The organism is Amycolatopsis sp. FU40, from assembly GCF_021903635.1.
GTDB classification, from domain to species: domain Bacteria; phylum Actinomycetota; class Actinomycetes; order Mycobacteriales; family Pseudonocardiaceae; genus Amycolatopsis; species Amycolatopsis dendrobii.
In genome coordinates this window covers 4,229,271-4,249,139 of sequence record NZ_CP091381.1, presented here as the reverse complement: position 1 = coordinate 4,249,139, position 19,869 = coordinate 4,229,271, and the positions used below count along the sequence as shown (strand labels likewise).

The following is a 19,869-nucleotide window of genomic DNA, read 5'->3' as shown; positions in this document are numbered from 1 at the left end:
ACCTCAGCCGGGTCGTGGCGGCGGAGCGGCCCGGCCGGAGGAGGCCGCTTCACCGCACTGGGCGACGCCGTCGCGGGGCGGTCCGCAGGCGACGGCTACCCTGAACGTCGTGCCTTCTCCAGCCGCTGACTCCGCTCGCGCCCGCCGTGTCTCCCTCGTGACCTTGGGCTGCGCCCGCAACGAGGTCGATTCCGAGGAGCTGGCGGGCCGGCTGGCCGCGGGCGGCTGGGAACTGGCCGCCGAACCGGAGGACTCCGACGTCGTCGTGGTCAACACGTGCGGGTTCGTCGAATCGGCCAAGAAGGACTCGGTCGACACGCTGCTCGCCGCCGCCGACACCGGGCGCAAGGTCGTCGCGGTCGGCTGCATGGCCGAGCGCTACGGCAACGAACTCGCCGACAGCCTGCCCGAGGCCGACGCCGTGCTCGGCTTCGACCACTACGCCGACCTGTCCTCGCGCCTCGACGACGTGGTCGCCGGCCGCGCGATCGCCGCGCACACCCCGTCCGACCGGCGCAAACTGCTGCCGATCAGCCCGGTGCAGCGGCCCGCCGCGACGGCAGAGGTCGAGGTGCCCGGGCACGCGCAGCACGGCTGGGGCCCGCGCGTCCTGCGCACGCGGCTCGACGATTCCCCGGTCGCCGCGCTGAAGATCGCGTCCGGCTGCGACCGCCGCTGCTCGTTCTGCGCGATCCCGTCGTTCCGCGGGTCGTTCGTGTCCCGCCAGCCCGACGAGATCGTCGCCGAGGCGGCCTGGCTCGCCGAGAACGGCGCGAAGGAACTGTTCCTGGTCAGCGAGAACTCCACGTCGTACGGCAAGGACTTCGGCCGCGACGGCACCCGTGCGCTCGAACTGCTGCTGCCGCGGCTGGCCGAGATCGACGGCATCGAGCGCGTCCGCGTCTCCTACCTGCAGCCCGCCGAAACGCGGCCGCAGCTGGTCAAGGCGATCGCGACCACGCCGGGCGTCGCGGACTACTTCGACCTGTCCTTCCAGCACTCCAGCGAGCAGGTGCTGCGCCGGATGCGCCGGTTCGGCTCCACCGACTCGTTCCTCGCGCTCACCGAGCAGATCCGCGAGTACTCGCCCGAGGCGGGCATCCGCACCAACGTGATCGTCGGCTTCCCCGGCGAGACCGAGGACGACCTGGCCGAGCTGGAGCGGTTCCTCACCGGGGCCCGGCTCGACGCGGTCGGCGTGTTCGGCTACTCCGACGAGGACGGCACCGAGGCCGAGACCTTCGAGGGCAAGCGCGACCCGGCCGTGGTCGCCGAGCGCGTCGCGCGCATCTCGGCGCTGGTCGAGGAGCTGACCGCGCAGCGCGCCGAGGACCGCATCGGCACCTTCGTGGACGTCCTGGTCGAGCACGACGGCACGGACGGCGACGACGCGGTCGGCCGCGCCGCGCACCAGGCCCCCGAGGTCGACGGGGAATGCGTCATCCTCGAGGACGAAGACACCAAGCCGCTCGCGGTGGGCGACATCGTCCGCTGCGAGGTCGTCGACTCCGCCGGCGTCGACCTGGTCGTCCGCCCGGCGCCGGACGCCGGCCGGTGAGTGCCGCGCCCAGCGGGGCGGGCGAGGGCGTGCCCCGCGCCGCTTCCGAGGGCGGGGCCCAGCTGCCCGAGGCGACTCCAGTCCCGACGCTGAACCTGGCGAACCTGCTCACCATCTCGCGGCTCGTCCTGGTCCCGCTGTTCGTCGTCGCGCTGTTCACCGGCCACGGCGAGGACACCACCTGGCGCGCGATCGCCACCGGCCTGTTCGCCATCGCCTCGGCCACCGACCAGGTGGACGGCTGGGTCGCCCGCCGCTACGGGCTCATCACCGACTTCGGCAAGATCGCGGACCCGATCGCGGACAAGGCGCTCATCGGCGCCGCGCTGATCGGGCTCAGCGCGCTGGGGGAGCTGTCCTGGTGGGTCACGATCGTGATCGCGGTGCGCGAGATCGGCGTGACGCTGCTGCGGTTCTGGGTGATCCGGCACGGCGTGATCCCGGCCAGCCGCGGCGGCAAGGCGAAGACGATGGCGCAGATCGTCGCGATCGTGACCTATCTGCTGCCGCTGCCTGCGGGCGCGGACCCGGTGCGCTGGGCGCTGATGGGCCTCGCGGTGGCACTGACCGTGATCACCGGCGTCGACTACCTGGTCCGCGCGATCCGGCTGCGCGCCGCCGGCCGGCGCGCGATGGGTTCGTGATGACCGAAGCGCGCGAACTGGTCGCGACCCTCACCCGCCGGGGGGAAACCGTGGCGGCGGCGGAGTCGCTCACGGCCGGTCTCGTCTGCGCGACGCTCGCCCAGGTGCCGGGCGCGAGCGCGGTGCTGCGCGGCGGCCTGGTGGTCTACGCCACAGAGCTGAAGGCCGCGCTCGCCGGGGTCGACGAAGCGTTGCTGGCCGAGCACGGTGCGGTGCACCCCGACGTCGCCGCGCAGCTGGCCAGGGGCGCGCGGGAGCGTTGCGGGGCGACCTGGGGCCTCGGCCTGACCGGTGTCGCCGGGCCGGATCCGCAGGACGGCGTGGCCCCGGGAACGGTGTACGTCGGGATCAGCGGACCGGGCGTGGGCACGGTGCGTGAACTGGCCGAGACCGGTGACCGGGACACGATCCGGACGGCCTCGGTGCGCGCCGCGTTCGTGCTGCTCGGGGAACAACTAGACTGAAAACGGCGTTCGCCCTTGGCGTACGTACGTGTCAAGTCCTGCACTCGGGGTACCGCTCTGGGTAACGTAGGAGGCACCAGTTCGGGAAGGGAGGCGCGTGATGACCGTGCTGTTGCGCGAGGCGATCGGTGATCGGCTCCGTCATGCCCGCACCAACCAGCGTCGGACGCTGCGTGACATCTCCCGCGCCGCCCGGGTGAGCCTCGGCTACCTGTCCGAGGTCGAGCGCGGCCAGAAGGAAGCTTCCAGCGAGCTGCTGGCGTCCATTTGCGAGGCGCTGGAGCTGCCGCTGGGCGAGCTGCTGCACAAGGTCGCCGCCGACGTGTCGGCCCTCGACAAGGTCGAGGTCGCACCGGTCGAAGAGGTGGAGACCGCGCCGAGGGAGACCGTGCCCGACCGGGGCGAGGCCGGGTTCGAAGGCGGCCGCCTGGTGTCGGAGCTGATCGGCGACGACCTCTCCGACCTGCGGCTTCAGCCCGCGCCGCGGATGAACACGACGTTGCGGACCACGATCGGCGCGCCCAAGCTCGCCTCCACGATCGCGGCGTAACGCCGGCGCTGTTTCGCTGCACGGCCCCGGGGATCTCCCCGGGGCCGTCGGCGTGCGCGGGGTCCCCCTCCGGGCCGCGCCCGGCCGCCGGTCAGGGCTGACCCTGAATTCCCCCGGGGTCGCCTGGAACGGCGGAGGCCGACCTGACACGATGGAACCCAACGCCGGGGTCGGTACGTTGTGCGACTAGGGGAGCGACGCCCCGCCCCGAAGCAATCAGGGCCCGTGGGACGCAAGAAGGCAGGCGGAGGAGATGGCCAACCCGTTCGTGAAGTTCTGGAAGTACATGATGGCGGCGTTCTCGTCGAAGATCGACGAGCACGCCGACCCGAAGGTACAGATCCAGCAGGCCATCGAGGAGGCGCAGCGCAACCACCAGGCGCTGACGCAGCAGGCCGCCTCCGTGATCGGCAACCAGCGGCAGCTGGAGATGAAGCTCAACCGCCAGCTCGGCGAGGTCGAGAAGCTGCAGGCCTCGACGCGCCAGGCGCTGGTGCTGGCCGACGAGGCCCGCGGCAAGGGCGACGAGGCGAAGGCGACCCAGTTCGAGACCGCAGCGGAGAGCTTCGCCGCGCAGCTGGTCACCGCCGAGCAGAGCATCGAAGACCTCAAGACGCTGCACGACCAGTCGCTGCAGGCGGCGACGCAGGCCAAGCAGGCCGTCGAGCGCAACGCGACGATGCTGCAGCAGAAGCTGGCCGAGCGCACCAAGCTGCTCTCGCAGCTGGAGCAGGCGAAGATGCAGGAGCAGGTCTCCGCGTCGCTGAACCAGATGAGCCAGCTGGCCGCGCCGGGCAACACGCCGTCGCTGGAAGAGGTCCGGGACAAGATCGAGAAGCGCTACACCACCGCGCTGGGCTCGGCGGAGCTGGCGCAGAACTCGGTGCAGGGCCGCATGATGGAGGTCCAGGAGTCGGCCACCCAGATGGCGGGCCACTCGCGGCTCGAGCAGATCCGCGCGTCGATGCGCGGCGACTCGGTCGCCCAGGTCACCGACGGCGGTGCGGGCGCGGCCGCGGCCAAGCCCGCCGCCGCCTCGGGCGACATCCAGCGGGAGATCCAGGCCCGCGTGCAGGCGGAACAGGGCAAGAACCCGGCCTGACCGGCCGGGCACGAGCGGCGCAGGGGGCGAGACGGATGACCAAGCGGCGGGACTTCAGCGAGTTCAACGCCAAGCTCGAGAAGCACATCGAGCGGTTGCCCGACTACGCCCAGCGCGCCCAGGAAAAACTGCAGCGGTACTTCCCGCCCGCCGACGAGGCGGGCGGGAAGCCGCAGCAGAACAGCCGGGCCCCGCGCGGTCCGGTTTCCCCGCCGCCGGTGCCGCGCCGCCCGTCGGCCCCTGCCGCCTTTTCCGCGGTGGCCGGTCAGGTCCCCGCGGTGGCCGAGGTCCGCGCGAAATGGCAGCGCTGGAACGAGCCGAGCGCGAAGCACCAGCGCCGGATCCGCCGCACCTCGCGCGTGCTGACCTTGTGGGTGCTGGTGACGATCCTGTTCGGGGTCCTCACCGTGCTCACCGCCACCGGCCTGCTCGGCGGAGCGGTCGCCGGCCCGGAGATCGGGCAGGCGGTGTTCTCCGGTTTCGCGACGCTGGTGTTCGGCACGTTCAGCGTCCGCACCGGAATGCGGTTGCGAGAGCTGAAGAAGGTCGAACTTCCCGCCGCGCCCAGCGGTCCGCCGCCGCTGCCCGCCGCCGGATCGGCCGCGCGCGAGCCGATGGAGCGGCTGGCCGAGTCGGAAGCTTCGCTGCGCGAGCTCCTGAAACAGCTTTCGGTCCCGACGTCGCTGGGCACCACGGCGGTTCCCGGGGTTTCGGTCGCCGACGCCCGCGCGACGGCCGACGAGGCCGCCCGTGCGCTGCGCGGCCTGGCCGACCGGATCCAGGCGATCGAACGGGGCCGCAATTCCGCGCCGGAACGCGAACGTTCGGCGCTGCAGGCCGCGATCGCGAAACTGCGCGAACAACTCGACGACGGCATCGAAGGCTACGGCGGTCTGGTCGCCGCGGCCGGTCGCGCGGTGGCGGCGAGCAGCGACGGGATGGTCACTTCGCGGGAGGCGCTCACGGACGCGACGGACCGGCTCGCCGGGTTGGCGCTGGCGCTGAAGGACCTCGGCTGATCCGGACCGCTGACCGCGGCCGTGCGCGAGTTCGCGGTGCCTCCGGGAAGCGGTGGCCGACCGGGTCGCCGTCGTTGAAGGATCTTGGCTGACCTGCTGGTCCAGCCCCGTTCCCGGGCCCGCGGCCGGGTAATCCGCCGCGAAACGCCCGATCCGGGGGTGAATGTGGTCCGGGCCCGCGGCTTCGCGACGACTCCGGGAATCGCAGCGGCCGGGCGGGAACGCCGTCCTGATGGCCGAGTTTGGGATTCCGGTCGGCGCAACCGGACAGTGCAGCCGCGACGGTGCGTGAGTTTCCTCCGCACACCGCAACAATCGCGTAATCCGATCCTGCTGGTGACGGAAACGTCTGCGGTTTAACGTTTTTCCCATGAGGTCGGTGTTGGCACCCGCCAGGCCCGGCGTCGCGGGCTGAGGTTCGCGGCGCCGGACGTACACAGTGGACTCCTCCGATCCCGCCGAGGAAAGGACGCCCTCGTGACTACGCTCCCGCCGGAACCTGATCCTGTTCCCGTCCCTCCGCCCAGCTCGCACGAGCGGGTCCGCACCGCGCTCGAGCGGCTCGCGAAAGCCGACCGCCCCGGACTCTGGGCTTCGGTGCGGACCATGGAGGAAGTGCTCGTCGAAGCGAAAACCGTCGACGAACGCGTCCACGCCGGAGAAGACCTGCCGCTCGCCGGAATCGTCTGCGCGGCCGACTGCGACAGTCCGCCCGCGATCGCGCGGCTGACCGAAGCCGGCGCGGTGGTCCTCGGAACCACGGCCGAGGACCCGGAAAACGCGGTCGTCGGACTCGAGATCGTCGACCTGGCACTGAATTCCACTGCCCGCGAGATCGCCGCCCCGCCCGGGGTGCTGACCGTCAAACCGACGCCCGGGCTCATCCCTGGGACGGCCGTTTCGGTGTCCACGCACCGCCTCGCGACCGCCCAGCGCGCCGTCGCGGCGATGCTCGGCCCCAATGGTCTGGACCCGGCGGTCCGCGAATGGCCCGCCGACGTCCGGCTCGCTGCCGGACAGCACCCGCGCCTCGGCATTCCCGCCGAAGCCAGCCTCCCGCTGCCCGCGAGAAGGGCCTTCGACGTCGCCGCGGCGTCTCTGGAGGCTTCCGGTGCCGTGTTGGTCCCCGTGGACGTCAGCGCGCTTCACGGGGCCGGGGATGTCCTTGCGGCGCGCTCGCTGCTGGCGGATCTGGACGCGGTTCTCCTGCCGACCGTCGGCGTCCTGGACGCGACTCTGAACGCCTTGGATCTCGCCGCGGTCACCGTGTCTGGGGACCGGCGGCCGTACGGGATCACGGTGGTGACAAGGGCGTTCGAGGACCAGATCGGGGTCGACCTGGCTTCGGTGCTGACGGGTGAGCAGTCGCCGGATCCGTATCCGTGCGAGAGCGTCGACGTCGTGGTGTTCGGCGCGCATCTGTGCGGCCAGCCGTTGCACGACGAGCTGCACGGTGCCCGGTTCGGTGGTCTGGTCCGGACCGCTGAGCGCTACCGGATGGTGCTGCTCGACGGAGTCGCGCCGCCGCAGCCCGGGGTGGTCTCCGGTTCGGCGGGCGTGGACGGCGAGCGCTGGCGGCTGTCTCCCGCGGCGTTCGGCCGGTTCGCTTCGGGTTTGGCCGCGCCGTTCGTGCTCGGCCGGGTCGAGCTGGAGGACGGGACCTCGCCGCTCGCGGTGCTGTGCGAACCAGCGGCCGCGGTGGGCGGGGAAGGTCTGGACCGGTACGCGTCTTGGCGGGGGTACCTGCGGTTCGTCAGCACCGGAGGACCGCGGTTGCCCGGCTGAGGTCGGGCGGTCGCTTTCGGCGCCCGGACTGAGCTGCCGAGGCTGGCTCGTCCGGCGCCGGAGGCGGGTCCGCCCGATGCGGTGGGCGGGCCCGAGTCTTCGTGGGCGGACTCGGGCTTGGCGCCGGTGTCTGGGGGCTACCGGGCGGCGAGCCCCCGGCCGACGCGGCGGACGAGTCCGGGTCCGTGCAGGGCGAAGCCGGTGTAGATCTGCACGAGGCTGGCTCCGGCGTCGAGCATGCGGCGGGCGTCGTCCGGGCCGAGGATGCCGCCGACGCCGATGATCGGCAGCTTGCCTTCGGTCTTCTCGTGGACGAAGCGGACGACTTCGGCCGAGCGCGCGGTCAGCGGGCGGCCGGACAGCCCGCCGGTTTCGGCGGCCAGTGCGGCTTCGGCCGGGACGATGCCTTCGCGGGAGAGGGTCGTGTTGGTCGCGATGATTCCGGCGACGCCGTGCTCAAGGCAGACTTCGAGGAGTTCGGCGAGCGCGTCGTCGGTGAGATCGGGGGCGACCTTCACCAGCAGGGGAGTGTCGCCGCCCAGTTCGGTACCGGTCTTGCGGAGTTCGGCGAGCAGTTCGGCGAGCGCGGCTTTGTCTTGCAGCGCACGGAGACCCGGGGTGTTGGGGGAGCTGACGTTGATCGCGAAGTAGTCCGCGAAGGGGTGCAGGGCGCGCAGCGAGAAGCGGTAGTCCTCGACAGCCTCGTCCAGCGGCGTCACCTTGGACTTGCCGATGCTGATCCCCAGCGGGACCGCGGGTTTGCCGTGGGCGGCCAGCCGGTCGGCGAGGGCCTGGGCCCCGTCGTTGTTGAAGCCCATGCGGTTGATGACCGCGTCGCTGGCCGGGAGGCTGTAGAGGCGGGGTTTGGGGTTGCCCGGCTGGGGGTGGCGGGTGACCGTGCCTACTTCGACGAAGCCGAAGCCCAGGGCGGGCCAGGCGTGGAGGGCGCGGCCGTTCTTGTCCATGCCCGCGGCCAGGCCGATTTTGTTGGGGAAAGTCAGGCCGAGGACGGTGGTGGGGTCGGCGGTGCGGTACAGCTTCGAGATCGGGCGGAGGGTTCGTCCGGCTCGGCTCAGGAGGGCGACGGTGCGTTCGTGGACTGCCTCGGGGTCGTGGTAGGCGAGCCGGTACATCGCTGGGCGGACGATCCTGTCGAAGAGCACGTCGTCCATGCTGCCGTATCGCTGCTGGTCCGGCTTGGGGTGGCTCGGGTTGGTGTGGTTTGGGTCGCTGTCTGGGGTTCGGCTCGTCGCCTGGCGGCGACATTGCGCTCGGGGGTGGGGCCCCACCCCGAAGGTTGATTGTGCTGACGGCCTGGGGGTGCTTGTCAAGGCGGGAAAGATGCCTTGACAAGCACCCCCAGGCCGCAGGGAGGCTTCGGATCGGGGTTGGGGGCGGTGTGGGTGCTGGGATCGGGTGGGTGCACCGGCGGCGGTTGGGTGCGTCCGCGGCTGGGTGCGTTGGCTGCGGTTCGTAGGCGGGCGGGGCTAGCGCCCCAATGCCACATTGGGTGCGTCTGACGCACCGAATGCGGCATTGGGTGCATCCCGCGCACCCAATGCCGCATTGGGGCATCCGGTGACGGTGGGCGGAGGCGGTCCGTGAAGGGCTCCTTGAGGGAATCCAAGTCCGTGAAGGGGCCCCTCACGACCGGCGGCACCTGGCATGCCGCTGAGCCAGCAGCGGGCGGACGGGTGCGAGGGGTCAGTTTCTCCTCGCGGCTCCGGATTTCCACTCGTCTTCCAACATGGCGTAGACCAGTTCGTCGGTCCATTCGCCCTTGACGATCTCGTTTTCCCGCAGGCGCGCTTCCTGGCGCATGCCCAGCCGTTCCATCAGCGACGCCGACGCGGTGTTGCGGCCGTCGCAGCGGCCGATGATGCGGTGCAGGCCCAGGTCTTCGAAGCCGAGGCGCAGGACTTCGCGCGTTGCTTCCAGCGCGAGGCCTTTTCCGTGGTGGTCGGGGTGGAACACGAAGCCGATCTCGCCTTGGCGGTGTTCGGCGCTGAGGTATTCGAGGTTGAGATCGCCGATGAGCTGCCCGGTTTCGGCGAGTTCCACGGCGACGGCGAGGAACTGGCCTTCCTCCGACAGGGTCGCGCTGTGCACGCGCTTCGCGAGCGCGGCCGCGGATTCCGCTCGGCTGCGCGGTCCCCAGTACAGGTAGCGGACGACGTCCGCGCGGGACTGGAACGAGTTCAGGGCATCGAGATCGTCGTCCCGGAACGGGCGGAGGAGCAGGCGTTCGGTGCTGATCGGATAGTCCGGCCTGAGCATCCTCCCAGCCTAGCCACTTCCGCGGGTCCGGAGGTACCGCCGCGGTGATCGCCCGGCGCGGAAAGGACACCGCGAGCGGACATGGAAATTCCCGGGGCGCCTCCTGGACGCCGTCAGCGTCCAGGCTCGAGCCGGACCGGTGCTCGAGAACCCCGGGAACCCGGTGACTGCCTGGTATTCGTCAGCAGGCAGCACGTGAAGCAGGCGATGAGCCGAAGGTGGCTCTTGTTGCATCGCTGCTCAAAGTCCCTGCACGTGCCATCCGCTAGCGGACAGCCACCTCACGAGTCCTGTGTGAATACAACTTAGGACCACCTCCTCTCTCGTGTACTGCCACGCTAACCGCGAACCTCTCGGTACGGCAACATCATTTGCGCGGCGGTCCGTCGGCCGGGACGGGGCCGGGCTGGCAGCGCGGGCAGCACCAGGTCGGGCGCTGGTACTGGCCGTCGCCCTGCTGGCGCACCAGGAGCGGGCCGCCGCAGCGGAAGCAGCCCTGGCGGGTGCGTTCGTAGACCCAGGTGCGGCGGCCGCGGCGGAGGTCGCCGGTGGTGGCCTGTTCGTGCCGCCACGCGTTGGCGACCAGCAGCTTCCGGGCGAGCGCCACTGCCCGTGCGGGGTCCACTTCGGACACTGGGGTCCACGGGGAAACCCCTAGCAGGAAAGAGATCTCGCACTTGTACAGGTTGCCGACGCCGGCCATGACCCGTTGGTCGAGCAGTGCGTCGCCGAGTTCGCGGTCCGGTTTCGCGGCGAGGTTGGCGGCGGCCAGCGCGGCGTGCTCGTCCGTCCACTGTGGATCGAGCAGGTCCGGGCCGAGGTGGCCGACGAGGGTGTGCTCCTCGGCGGTGGGCAGCAATTTCAGGTCGTGCAACCGGAAACCGATCGCCTGGACGTCCTCGGTCATCAGCACGACGCGCGCGTGATGGGCGGGCATCGCCCATTTCGCGCCCGCGGGCTGGATCTTCCACGAGCCGTCCATGCGCAGGTGGCTGTGCAGCGTCAGGTCGCCGGAGAAGCGCGTGAAGAGGTGCTTCCCGACGGTGCCGACCCCGTGCACCTCGCGGCCCGCGAGGTCCGCAGTGGCCAGTCCGGGATGCCGGAACTCGCCGCGCACCAACGTTTTCCCGGCGAGCGCGCGGTCGAGCAGCTTTCCGGCCAGGAATACGGTATCGCCCTCGGGCACGGTTCAGCCCGCGGTTTCCGACACTTCCGCCTGCACCGCTTCCTCCTCGGCGCGCACGCGGTGCCGTCCGGCGCGGTTGGAGCGCAGGATCTTGGCGAGGACCATGTTGAAGGTCAGCGCGATCTCTTGTGCGCCAGGGGAATGCCATTCGTGGATCGGGCTGCACGCGCCCTGTGCCTGCTGCACCGCGAGCCGGTCCGGGATCGCGGTCGGCATCACCAGCGAACCGAAGTTCTCGCGCAGCTCCGAGACCCGGAACTGGTGCTCGTACGACCGCACGCGCAGCTTGTTCACGAGCACGCCGATCGGCCGCAGCGACGGATTGCTGTCCTCGCGGATCCGTTCGATCGCTTCGAGCGCGCGCTGGGCGCCGGCTACCGCGTACATTGTGGGTTCAGTCACAATGAGCGCGCTGTCGGCCGCCACGAGCGCCGATTTGGTGAGCCGGCCGAGCGACGGCGGGCAGTCGATGATCGCCAGCTCGTACGGGTCCTCGCGCAACGGGTGCTGGTGGAGTTCGTCGAGCGCGCGGGAAAGGTTTTCCAGGCGGCGGCCGTCGGAGTCGGGTTCGTTGAGCGACTCCAGCTCCTCGGCGCCGACCAGCACGTCGATCTCCTCGCTCCAGACGCTGGGCGCGATCGCGCGTTCGAGGACTGCCCGCGCGGGCGTCTCGAGCACGTCGGCGAGCGTCGCGTCGGTGAACGGCGGGTCGAGCGAGGTGGTGGCGTTGCCCTGCGGGTCGAGGTCGGCTACGAGCGTGCGAGTTCCCCTACGCAGCGCGGCCGACGCGATACCGAGCGCGACCGTCGTTTTGCCGACACCACCCTTGAGGCTGAGAACGGCGACCGTGTGCACTCGACACAGCCTACGGGCCGCGCGCCGGGGCGGTAGCCCGGAAGGTGGCGAACGCCGCTGCGGCGCCCACGCGGGTCACGGCAAGTGACCGGCGGCCATTACCCTGTCGGCCATGAAGACCGACACCGTGGCCGCCCGGGGTTCGGGCGCTGTTCGCCGGGCGCTCGAGGCCGAACTGCGGGCCGCTCGCGCCCGCGGCGTGGAGCAGCCGGTCGTCGTCGACGTCGGCGGCGGGAGCGGCGGCTGGGCGGTGCCGTTCGCCTCGGCCGGATGCCTGGTCACCGTGGTCGAACCGAACCCGAACGCGCTCGCGACGCTGCGCCGCCGCGCCGAGGAGGAGGGCGTCTCCGGCCGGATCACGGTGATCGCGGACGACTCCGACGCACTCGGCGCGCACGTCGAGGCCGGATCGGCGGACCTGGTGCTGGCGCACGGCCTGCTGGAGGTCGTGGACGACCCGCGCGCCGTGCTCGACGCGCTCGCGGCGGCCGTTTCGCCGGGCGGGGCCGTGTCGGTGCTGGTGGCCAACCGCACCGCGGCCGTGCTGCATCGCGCGCTGGCCGGGCGGATCTCCGAGGCGCAGCAGCTGATGGAAGGCCCGGACGGCATCGTCGCGGGGGACACGGTGCTGCGCCGGTACGACAGCGCCGGGCTGACCGATTCGCTCGTGGCGGCCGGCCTGGAGGTCACGCTTCTGCAGGGTGACCGGGTGATCTCGGACGTCGTGCCGGGCGGGGTCCGCGAGGACGAGCTGGCCGAGTTCGAGCTGAGCGCCTCGGCGGTGCCCGCGCTGCGCGACGTCGCGGGCCGGCTGCACGCGATCGCCCGGCGAGGCTGACCCGCTCTTCTGCCTCGGCAACCGTCCTGGCGAGGATCCGCGCCACCCGTAAGCGTGGCCGCCGGGGCTCGTGCGCCGGGAATTGTCGGTGGCGGCAGGTAGCGTCCGGAGGCGTGGGGAGAAACGCCGAACTGCCGAGCGGGATGGCCCGCTACCGCGTCACCACGGGCGCGACCGAGCTGCCGGACGACACCGGCTGCTCGATTCTTCACGTGGACATGGACGCCTTCTTCGTGTCGTGCGAACTGCGCACGCGGCCGGAGCTGGCGAACCAGCCGGTCGTCGTGTCCGGCGGCGGCCCGCGCTCGGTCGTCGCCGCCGCGAGCTATCCGGCGCGGCGCTTCGGCGTGCGCTCGGCCATGCCGTTCGCCACGGCCAAACGGCTCTGCCCCCAGCTCGTCTGCATCCAGCCGACGCCCGGGCTGTACGGAGAGGTGTCGCGCGGCGTCATGGGGATTTTCCGGCAGCTGACGCCGCTGGTGGAGCCGCTGAGCCTGGACGAGGCGTTCCTTGACGTAGGAGGCGCACTGCGGCGGCTGGGGACCACTCCGGGCGCGCTGGGGGCGCGGATCCGGGAGCGGGTGGAGGCCGAGCACGGGATCACGTGCTCGGTCGGGGTCGCGAAGGTCAAATTCGTGGCGAAACTGGCCTCGGGGATGGCCAAACCGGACGGGATGGTGATCGTCCCCGCGGCCGAGACGCTGGAGTTCCTGCACCCCCTGCCGGTGTCGGCGTTGTGGGGCGTCGGAAAGCGGACCGAGGAACAGCTGCGGCAACACGGCTGGCACACGATCGCGGACATCGCCGCCACCCCGCCCGCCCGGCTGCGGCGCGCGGTCGGCCGCGCGGCCGGGGACCACCTGTGGGCCTTGGCGAACGGCCACGACGACCGGGCGGTGGAACCGGAGTCGGCGGAGAAGTCGATCGGGGCGGAACACACCTTCGACGTCGACGTCCTGAACCGCGGCGAGCTGAGTGTGGAACTGCTGCGCCTGTCCGAACGGGTCGGGGCGACGCTCCGGTCGCGCGCGCTGCGCGGGAGGACGGTGTCGATCAAGGTGCGGTTCGCCGATTTCCGCACGATCACCCGGGCGCGCACGGTGCTCTCGGCGACCGACGTGGCCCGCGACATCCACCGCACGGCAGTAGAGCTGCTGACCGAGCACGCGCCGACGGGAGCGGTCCGGTTGATCGGGGTGCGAGTGGAAGGCCTGGACACCGGCGACGGGGGAGAGCAGTTGTCGTTCGCGAACGACGAGCCTCGCTGGCGGGACGCGGAGGTGGCCGCGGACGTGGCGAGGCTGAAGTTCGGATCGGCGGCTATCCGGCCTGCTTCGTTGCTCTCTCCTCGGGAGGAGTGACGGTGTGGCATAAGGGCGGAGGCCCGCTGAGTCGCTCGGCAGGGGTGCCGCGCGCCGCTTCCCGCGCGAAACCTTCGCCCTCTGGAGTGACGCTGCGGAACCGGGACACGTTCTCCGCGCGACGCCTCGATCTCGATCGAACCTGTCCTCGCCTTCCCGAGACCCCGCCCCCGCGAAGAAGGTCCGGCGAGGTGGGTCCGGTCTCGCGCCGCCCGGCGAGGTGGGTCCGGTCTCGCGCCGCCCGGCGAGGTGGGTCCGGCGAGGTGGGTCCGGCCTCGCCCCGCCCCGCGAAGTGGGGTCCGGCCTCGCGCCGCCTGGCGTGGAGGCAAGGGCAAGACCGGGCACCGGGTCCGGAGCTGATTGCGCGCCGGGAAGTCTTCGCGTCGCTGGCGAAGCCAACGTCCCTCGTGCCGGACCGGTGCGACGCGCCGGGACTGGCCCAGCATCGGGCGGCGGGATCCGGATCGGATTCTGCGCCTGGCCGACGGGGTGTCCCCGATGGTCTCCGCGACTGCTCGGCGGCGGACCATGCCGGTAAGCGTCCGGGGGAAGTCGGTCCGTCCGGTCGGCCGCTGCCGCCTGAGCCGCCTTTCGGCCAGGTTTGTCCTTCCCGGCTGGTTCGTGGGCACCTCGCCGAGATGACCGCTTGGCGGAGAGTCGGCGTCCGGTTGCGAGGCGGTTGAGCGACGCCCGGAACAGGGGTCCGCCGGTAGCGCTGAGTCAGCAGGACCCGGGCTGTTCGGGCGGTGGGGAATTGCCGATCTCGGAGACGGCCGGGTGAATGAATGGCGGACGGTATCGATCGGCGGAAGATCGGGCGGACCGGGGCGTCGGCAGGGCGGGTGGTCGGCGCGAAGACGGTTTCTCTCCGTGACGAGGGACCCCGCGCGGGGGAGGCCGACGGGGCGGCGCGACGGCCTGGGCTGCGCCGATGGGGGTGACTTCCGTCGCGGTGACGCACTGTCAACCCGCATTGTGCGGGATTTCCCCCGATTCGATCATTTCCGGATCGGGGATCGGGTAGTCGGACGAGCGCGGGGCTCGTATCCTGGACAGTGCCACCCCGCCTGGGGTTGGCTGTTGGGTCCAGGACGTTGCGCGGCCCGGCGCCCGCGACAGCTGTGCCGGAGGAGGAAAGATGCCACTCTCCGAGCATGAGCAGCGGCTGCTCGACCAGATCGAGCGCGAGCTCTATGCCGAGGACCCCAAGTTCGCATCCACGGTGCGCGGCACCCGGTTGCGCCGACCCGCGCGCCGTCGGCGCATCCAGGGGATCGCCCTGTTCGTGGTGGGCGTTGCGCTGCTGGTGCTCGGTGTGGTGATCCCGGTGTTGCGGGTCGCCGACGTGCCGGTGGTCAGCGTGCTCGGGTTCCTCGTGATGTTCTTCGGGGTCATGATGGCCGTGACGTCGCTGCGCCACAGCGACAGCGGCGGCAAGAACAGCCATGACGACGGAGGCGGCGGGGGGAAGCAATCCGGCCGCAAGAGCTCCTTCACGCAGCGCATGGAGGAACGTTTCCGCCAGCGCTTCGAAGGCCAATAGCACGACGGCGAATCCGCGCTTCTCCCCTCGGGGCGGAGCGCGGATTCTCGTGCGCGGGCACCGGCTGCACCGCTTAGCGGGACACAGGTTCCGGCCCTCGGCACGCTCGACGGCAGACCTGACTCGCGTACGCCTGGTCGGGGCGCTGGTCGTGCTCCGGGCAATGCGGTCCCACCCGGCGGACGGATCTGGACACGGCACCGGATCGGGCGATGTGGTGCGGCCACGCCGGGGCACAGCGGATTCGCCGAGGCGGGTCAGGGCCGGCGGGCCGCGCGGATTCCGCGTGGAGAACCGCACCCGGGCGGGCCCCGCTCGTGTGGCAGTGACTGCGCCGATTCGGGTCTGAGCCGGGACGGCAAGCCGCTCGGGTTCGCGGCGGATCCCGCGTGTTGCGGCGGCTTCCGGGGTCTCGGGCGGGCAGGCTGCCGGGTTTTGCGGCGGGCTCCGCTGACGGTTCCGTCGATCGTGATCGCGGTAAGCGCGGTCGCCGCGCGTCTGTCGAGCCGTCAGTTGAACGCGCTCGCGCTGGGCGGTGCCGTCGCGCACACTTTGGCGCGCGTCGCTGCGGTTTCCGGGACTGGGGCGAACAAGCAGGCCGCCGGGTTTGCCGCGGCGTGGGCCACGCGAGTCGCCGCGACGACTTCCCGCCCGAGGGGCCGTCCCCCGTCGGGGAACGCATCCGGGTCGTTTCGCCCGCCTCACTGCGCCGGCCGTAAGACAAGGCTTGGCGGCGCGGCAAATCGCAGCCAAGGCGCGAAGCTCACCGCCGTCGGCGGAGGACCGATCGGGGGAACAACCGGCCCCTCATCGACAACGGAGCGGTCCGGCGCAGGCTCTCCCTCAGCTGCCCGAAAGCGGGCTCCAGCGTCGGATCCGGGGCCGCCTCGTCGCTGTACCAGCTGCGTTCCACCGCGCCCAGCACGGTGCGCAAAGCCTCCCGGCCCGAGTCGTCCAAGCGGTGGCGTTCGGCGATCTTCCCGCCGGCGACGCGGACCGTGTCGCTGTCGGAGATGGGCAGATCCCGGTCCGCGCACTCCGCCTTCAGCTCGCGCCAAGCCGCGTCGGCGGCACCGGAGGAGTGCGTCGCGATCGCCTGGAGGTGACGGCGGCGCGTCAGATCCCGGACCGCGGCAGGGCCGCCGGTCGCGGCGAGGATCAGGACCACCGCCCCGGCGAACCACCACGACACGGTCCCGGCCAGCAGGCCGAGAGCGGCGACCAGCAGGACGGCTCCGGCCAAGGGCAGCCACAAGGCGGCCAGGTGCACCGGGGTCGGGGCGGTGACTGGGTTTCTGACCAGCACGTTCCCGTCCGGTGTGGCACCCGGCGGGACTCCGGACGGGGTCAGGCCGGGACGGGGGCGGCGGCGCAGGAAGTACGACGCGGCAACGGCGGCGGCGCCCAGGACAGCCAAGGCGAGAGCCAGCCAGGTCAGCCAGCTGTCGTCGGGGGCGGAATCGGCCGGGGCGGCGGGGGCGGCCTGGTCGTGGGCCTTGTCGGTCGACGCACCTGTCGACGGCGAAGCGGAGCGCGGGGCCGTCGGGAGGTCGTCGGTCGCGTTGGGCTGTTGCGGGTTTTGGGTGTTCTGCTGGAGATACGGCGGGACGATGCCCCGCCCGTCGGCGAGCGGGGTCGGGTCGAAGCTGACCCAGCCCTTGTCGCCGAAGTACGCCTCGACCCACGCGTGCGCGTCCTGCGAGCTGATCGACTGGTAGTCGCCCTTGGAAACGCCGGGGGTGAAGCCGATCGCGACGCGCGCGGGGATGTGCGCGACCCGCAGCATCACCGCCATCGCCGACGCGTATTGCTCGCAGTAGCCCCGTTTCCCCTTGAGGATGAAGTCGGCGAGCGCGTCGGCGTCGGTGGCGTCCGCGGTCTTCGTGTCGTACACGAAACCGTTCTGCGCGCTGAAGTACTGCCACAGCGCGGTCGCCCGGTCGAAGTTGTTCGTCTTGCCCGCGGTGAGCTGTTCGGTCAGCGCCGTGACGCGCCGGTCGACCTGGCCGATCCGCGTGTACAGCGCGGGGACCTCGTCGGATTTCGGGGCGGCGTCGCGCAATTCGGCGGCGGTCGGCTCCTTGAGCGAAGCGGTTTCCACGTAGGCCGGGGCGGGTTCGCTCGTCGTGGTGAACACCGAGCCGCTGACCCGGTCGTACAGCCACTGCGGCGGCACGCCCCGGAGCGCGCGCGGGGCGCCGTAGACCGGCAGCCAGTTGTCGACCCAGCGCGTCGGCTGGATCTGGATCTGCCGCGACACCCCGGTGCCGTCGTCGCCGGGCGCGGCGGGCAGCGTGCTGTTCGCGAGCACGCCGGTTTGCGCCTGGCCGCCGGCGCGCAGGCCCCAGCCCTTGTTCGGGGTGTAGGTGTCCAGGGTGAACGCGCGCATCAGCCGCCGGTCCGGGCCGAGGCCGCGAACCTGGAACAGCTCGGTGTTCTGGCCCTGGTCGAGCAGGCCGCGCAACTGCGTGAACGGCGCGATGCCGAAGCCGCCGGTCCCGTCGCCGTCGCCGCCCGGCCCGGAGCCGAACGGGATCTTGCCGACGGTCCCGACCATCGTGATCCCGCCGCCCAGCAGGCCGAGCACGATCGCCGAACTGACCACGGCCACCGGGGCCTGCATCAGCCGCAGCGTGCCGCCGGAGCCGGGTGCGTCGCGGTTGCGCCAGCGGCGATGCCGGTGGCTGCCGTCGAGCGCGAGCAGGCACGCGAAGGCGCCCGCGCCGAGCACGAACGTCCACCACGGCATCAGTTCGTCCGACAGCGCCGCGGGCACGGCGTATACGCAGAGCAGCACGAGCCCGGTCGCCGCCGGCGCTGCCGCGGCGACGGCGAGCGTGTCGACCAGCACCGCGACCAGGCCGACCGCGATCGTCACCAGGCACAGGATCGGCTGCGTGCTGTCGACCGGCGGGAGGCCGATCCGGATCTGGTCGGCCGCCGCGGTGAGCGTGGCCCGCAGTTCGCCGAACGCGGTGGGCCCGGGGAAAATCGTGAGCACGCCCTGCGTCGTGAACGCCCCGGTGATGAGGAACAGCAGCACCAGCAACTGCCCGAACCCGGCGACGACGGTCGGCGCGCGCAGCGACCGCAGCGCCAGCCCGGTGCCCGCGACCAGCACGACGGCCACGAAGAGGTACCCGAACCAGGCCCAGCCGGAGACGACGCTGGTCAGCGACGTGGCCGCGCACAGCGTCGCGAGCCCGGCGGCGATCGGCGGCAGGACGCTGCTTCGCCACGCGGGCGGGGGATCGGTCGGCTGCGGGGTCGGGGTGTGCGGGATCGGCGGCGCGCCGGACGGGCGGGGAGCGGTGGTGGTCATCGGATCCCCCTGCGTGCTCGTGAGCGGCAACACCGGTCAGCACCGGCATCGCCGCGCACGACGGTCTTCTTCAGGTTCATCGCGTCCCGCCGATCACCGTCGACCGATGGGTGCCCGCGCGGCACAGCAGACCCCACACCTCGGGCATCGGCGTCCGCGGCCCGGCCACCACGACGCCCCATCCGGCTCCGCGCAGCAGCTCCGCCGATTCCTCGGTCGCCGCGGCGAGGTGGTCCGGCGAGGCCGATCCCGCCCAGGCCGGAGTGTCCAGGAGAACGGCGAGACTGCGGACTCCGCGGGCCCGGTACCGGGTCAGCTCGTGCACCGATTCCGCGCTCACCGTCCCCAGGATCGCGATCAGTTCCTGTCCCTCGGCCGGGTCGTGGCCGAGCGTCACGTCCCGCTGGTGCGCGGGCTGGAGCGCGGCCAGCGCGTCGAGCACCAGGTTGTCGTAGCCTTCGCCGCCGTCAGCGGGGGAGTCGGCCAGCGAAATGCCGTGTTCGGTCACCAGCCGGACGCGATGGCCGGTCCGGCGCAGATACAGCGATACCGAAGCGGCGAACGAGACCGCCCACTCCAGGCTCGCCGTCGGCCCGCTGCCGTGGTGCGCCGCGGCGCGGTGGTCCAGCAATACTGTCGTGCCGCCGCGCCAAGGACGTTCCTCGATGCGGACCATGATCTCGTCGCGGCGCGCGGTCGACCGCCAGTGGACCTTCCGCATGTCGTCGCCGGTGCGGTAATGCCGCACGATGACGTCCGGCTCGCCCTGCCCGGAATGCAGCCGCACGCTGCCGTCGTCGCCCGCCCCGGCCCCGGCGCCGCCGGGCAGACCCCACAGCGGCACCGCGCGCGGCACGACGACCAGCCGGGAATGGCCGATCAGCTCGCGTTCGAACTCGCACAGCCCGAACGGGTCGGTGATCGTCGCGCGCAGCGGCCCGACCTGCTGGATCCCGCGCATCGCCGGCCGCAGCGGATACCGCAGCAGCACACGCCGGTCGTGCGGCAGCCGTTCGACCACGAACCGCGGGCGGGCGCCCAGCGCGTACGGCACGCCGTCCTCCAGCAGCACCTCGCCGCCGGGCAGCCGTCCGCTGCGCCACAATTCCAGGTCGACCTCGCCTGCCGAACCCGCCGCGACCCGGTCCGGGCGCAGCGAGCGCGCGGCGCCGAGCCGCAGCCGGGTCGCCGAAATGTAGGCGGCGACCAGCAGCGGCAGGGCGACGACGAACACCGCGACCCGCAGCAGGTCGCGTTCGTTGAGCACCAGCGAGCACACCGCGGCCGCGATCCCGGCGGCGAGGAGGCAGCGGCCTCGGGTGGTGAGGCCGGAAAGCGCGCGCAGCATGCGGATTCCCTAATCGG

At 71.9% G+C, this 19,869-nt stretch carries 16 protein-coding genes; 10 read left to right on the top strand and 6 right to left on the bottom strand.

What is annotated here, in order from left to right; genetic code table 11:
- Positions 1–109: 109 nt before the first annotated feature.
- The 7 genes from rimO to L3Q65_RS20285 all read left to right on the top strand — a co-directional run bounded on the left by rimO (position 110) and on the right by L3Q65_RS20285 (position 7,122).
- On the top strand, positions 110–1,558 hold the full coding sequence (rimO, locus tag L3Q65_RS20315; RefSeq protein ID WP_237600550.1) for a 30S ribosomal protein S12 methylthiotransferase RimO: 1,449 nt from the start codon (positions 110–112) through the stop codon (positions 1,556–1,558).
- Positions 1,555–2,202: a CDP-diacylglycerol--glycerol-3-phosphate 3-phosphatidyltransferase gene (gene pgsA / locus L3Q65_RS20310; RefSeq protein WP_182893392.1), complete on the top strand. Its 648-nt coding sequence runs from the start codon at positions 1,555–1,557 to the stop codon at positions 2,200–2,202. Before rimO ends, pgsA begins: the two co-directional genes overlap by 4 nt.
- Complete coding sequence (locus L3Q65_RS20305; RefSeq protein WP_182893391.1) at positions 2,202–2,666, top strand: CinA family protein; 465 nt, start codon at positions 2,202–2,204, stop codon at positions 2,664–2,666. Before pgsA ends, L3Q65_RS20305 begins: the two co-directional genes overlap by 1 nt.
- 100 nt (positions 2,667–2,766) lie before the next feature.
- Complete coding sequence (locus tag L3Q65_RS20300) at positions 2,767–3,216, top strand: helix-turn-helix domain-containing protein (protein ID WP_182893390.1); 450 nt, start codon at positions 2,767–2,769, stop codon at positions 3,214–3,216.
- 253 nt (positions 3,217–3,469) lie between these two features.
- Positions 3,470–4,318, top strand: a complete 849-nt coding sequence (locus L3Q65_RS20295; protein WP_182893389.1) for a PspA/IM30 family protein — start codon at positions 3,470–3,472, stop codon at positions 4,316–4,318.
- Positions 4,319–4,353: 35 nt separating this feature from the next.
- Positions 4,354–5,337: a hypothetical protein gene (locus L3Q65_RS20290; RefSeq protein WP_182893388.1), complete on the top strand. Its 984-nt coding sequence runs from the start codon at positions 4,354–4,356 to the stop codon at positions 5,335–5,337.
- 477 nt (positions 5,338–5,814) lie between these two features.
- Positions 5,815–7,122 carry a hypothetical protein gene (locus tag L3Q65_RS20285; protein WP_237600549.1) on the top strand — a complete coding sequence of 436 codons (1,308 nt, stop codon included), beginning with the start codon at positions 5,815–5,817 and terminating at the stop codon, positions 7,120–7,122.
- A 137-nt stretch (positions 7,123–7,259) separates the two neighbouring features.
- On the opposite strand, the gene L3Q65_RS20280 is transcribed toward L3Q65_RS20285, so the two are convergent.
- The 4 genes from L3Q65_RS20280 to L3Q65_RS20265 form a co-directional block, all read right to left on the bottom strand.
- The gene (locus L3Q65_RS20280) at positions 7,260–8,285 is read right to left on the bottom strand and encodes a quinone-dependent dihydroorotate dehydrogenase (protein ID WP_182893490.1); all 1,026 of its coding nucleotides are present in this window, start codon (positions 8,283–8,285) and stop codon (positions 7,260–7,262) included.
- Positions 8,286–8,826: 541 nt separating this feature from the next.
- On the bottom strand, positions 8,827–9,399 hold the full coding sequence (locus tag L3Q65_RS20275; RefSeq protein ID WP_182893386.1) for a GNAT family N-acetyltransferase: 573 nt from the start codon (positions 9,397–9,399) through the stop codon (positions 8,827–8,829).
- 367 nt (positions 9,400–9,766) lie between these two features.
- On the bottom strand, positions 9,767–10,585 hold the full coding sequence (locus L3Q65_RS20270) for a DNA-formamidopyrimidine glycosylase family protein (RefSeq protein WP_237600548.1): 819 nt from the start codon (positions 10,583–10,585) through the stop codon (positions 9,767–9,769).
- Positions 10,586–10,588: 3 nt separating this feature from the next.
- Entirely contained in the window at positions 10,589–11,440 is an 852-nt protein-coding gene (locus L3Q65_RS20265; RefSeq protein ID WP_182893384.1) for a ParA family protein, read from the bottom strand.
- A gap of 112 nt (positions 11,441–11,552) precedes the next feature.
- Here L3Q65_RS20265 and L3Q65_RS20260 point away from each other — a divergent pair, with 112 nt between their 5' ends.
- The 3 genes from L3Q65_RS20260 (at position 11,553) to L3Q65_RS20250 (ending at position 15,182) form a co-directional block, all read left to right on the top strand.
- Positions 11,553–12,278, top strand: coding sequence for a methyltransferase domain-containing protein (locus L3Q65_RS20260; RefSeq protein ID WP_182893383.1), 726 nt, complete (start codon positions 11,553–11,555; stop codon positions 12,276–12,278).
- 143 nt (positions 12,279–12,421) lie between these two features.
- Positions 12,422–13,639 (top strand): DNA polymerase IV, encoded by a 1,218-nt coding sequence (dinB, locus tag L3Q65_RS20255; RefSeq protein ID WP_182893489.1) that lies wholly within the window; start codon positions 12,422–12,424, stop codon positions 13,637–13,639.
- A gap of 1,138 nt (positions 13,640–14,777) precedes the next feature.
- On the top strand, positions 14,778–15,182 hold the full coding sequence (locus L3Q65_RS20250; RefSeq protein ID WP_043827044.1) for a DUF3040 domain-containing protein: 405 nt from the start codon (positions 14,778–14,780) through the stop codon (positions 15,180–15,182).
- 763 nt (positions 15,183–15,945) lie between these two features.
- Here the strand turns inward: L3Q65_RS20250 and L3Q65_RS20245 are convergent.
- Together L3Q65_RS20245 and L3Q65_RS20240 are read right to left on the bottom strand one after the other, a co-directional pair.
- Complete coding sequence (locus L3Q65_RS20245; protein ID WP_237600547.1) at positions 15,946–18,504, bottom strand: DUF3488 and transglutaminase-like domain-containing protein; 2,559 nt, start codon at positions 18,502–18,504, stop codon at positions 15,946–15,948.
- A gap of 76 nt (positions 18,505–18,580) precedes the next feature.
- A complete protein-coding gene (locus L3Q65_RS20240) occupies positions 18,581–19,852 on the bottom strand; it encodes a DUF58 domain-containing protein (RefSeq protein WP_237600546.1) in 1,272 nt (423 codons plus the stop codon).
- Positions 19,853–19,869: the final 17 nt, after the last annotated feature.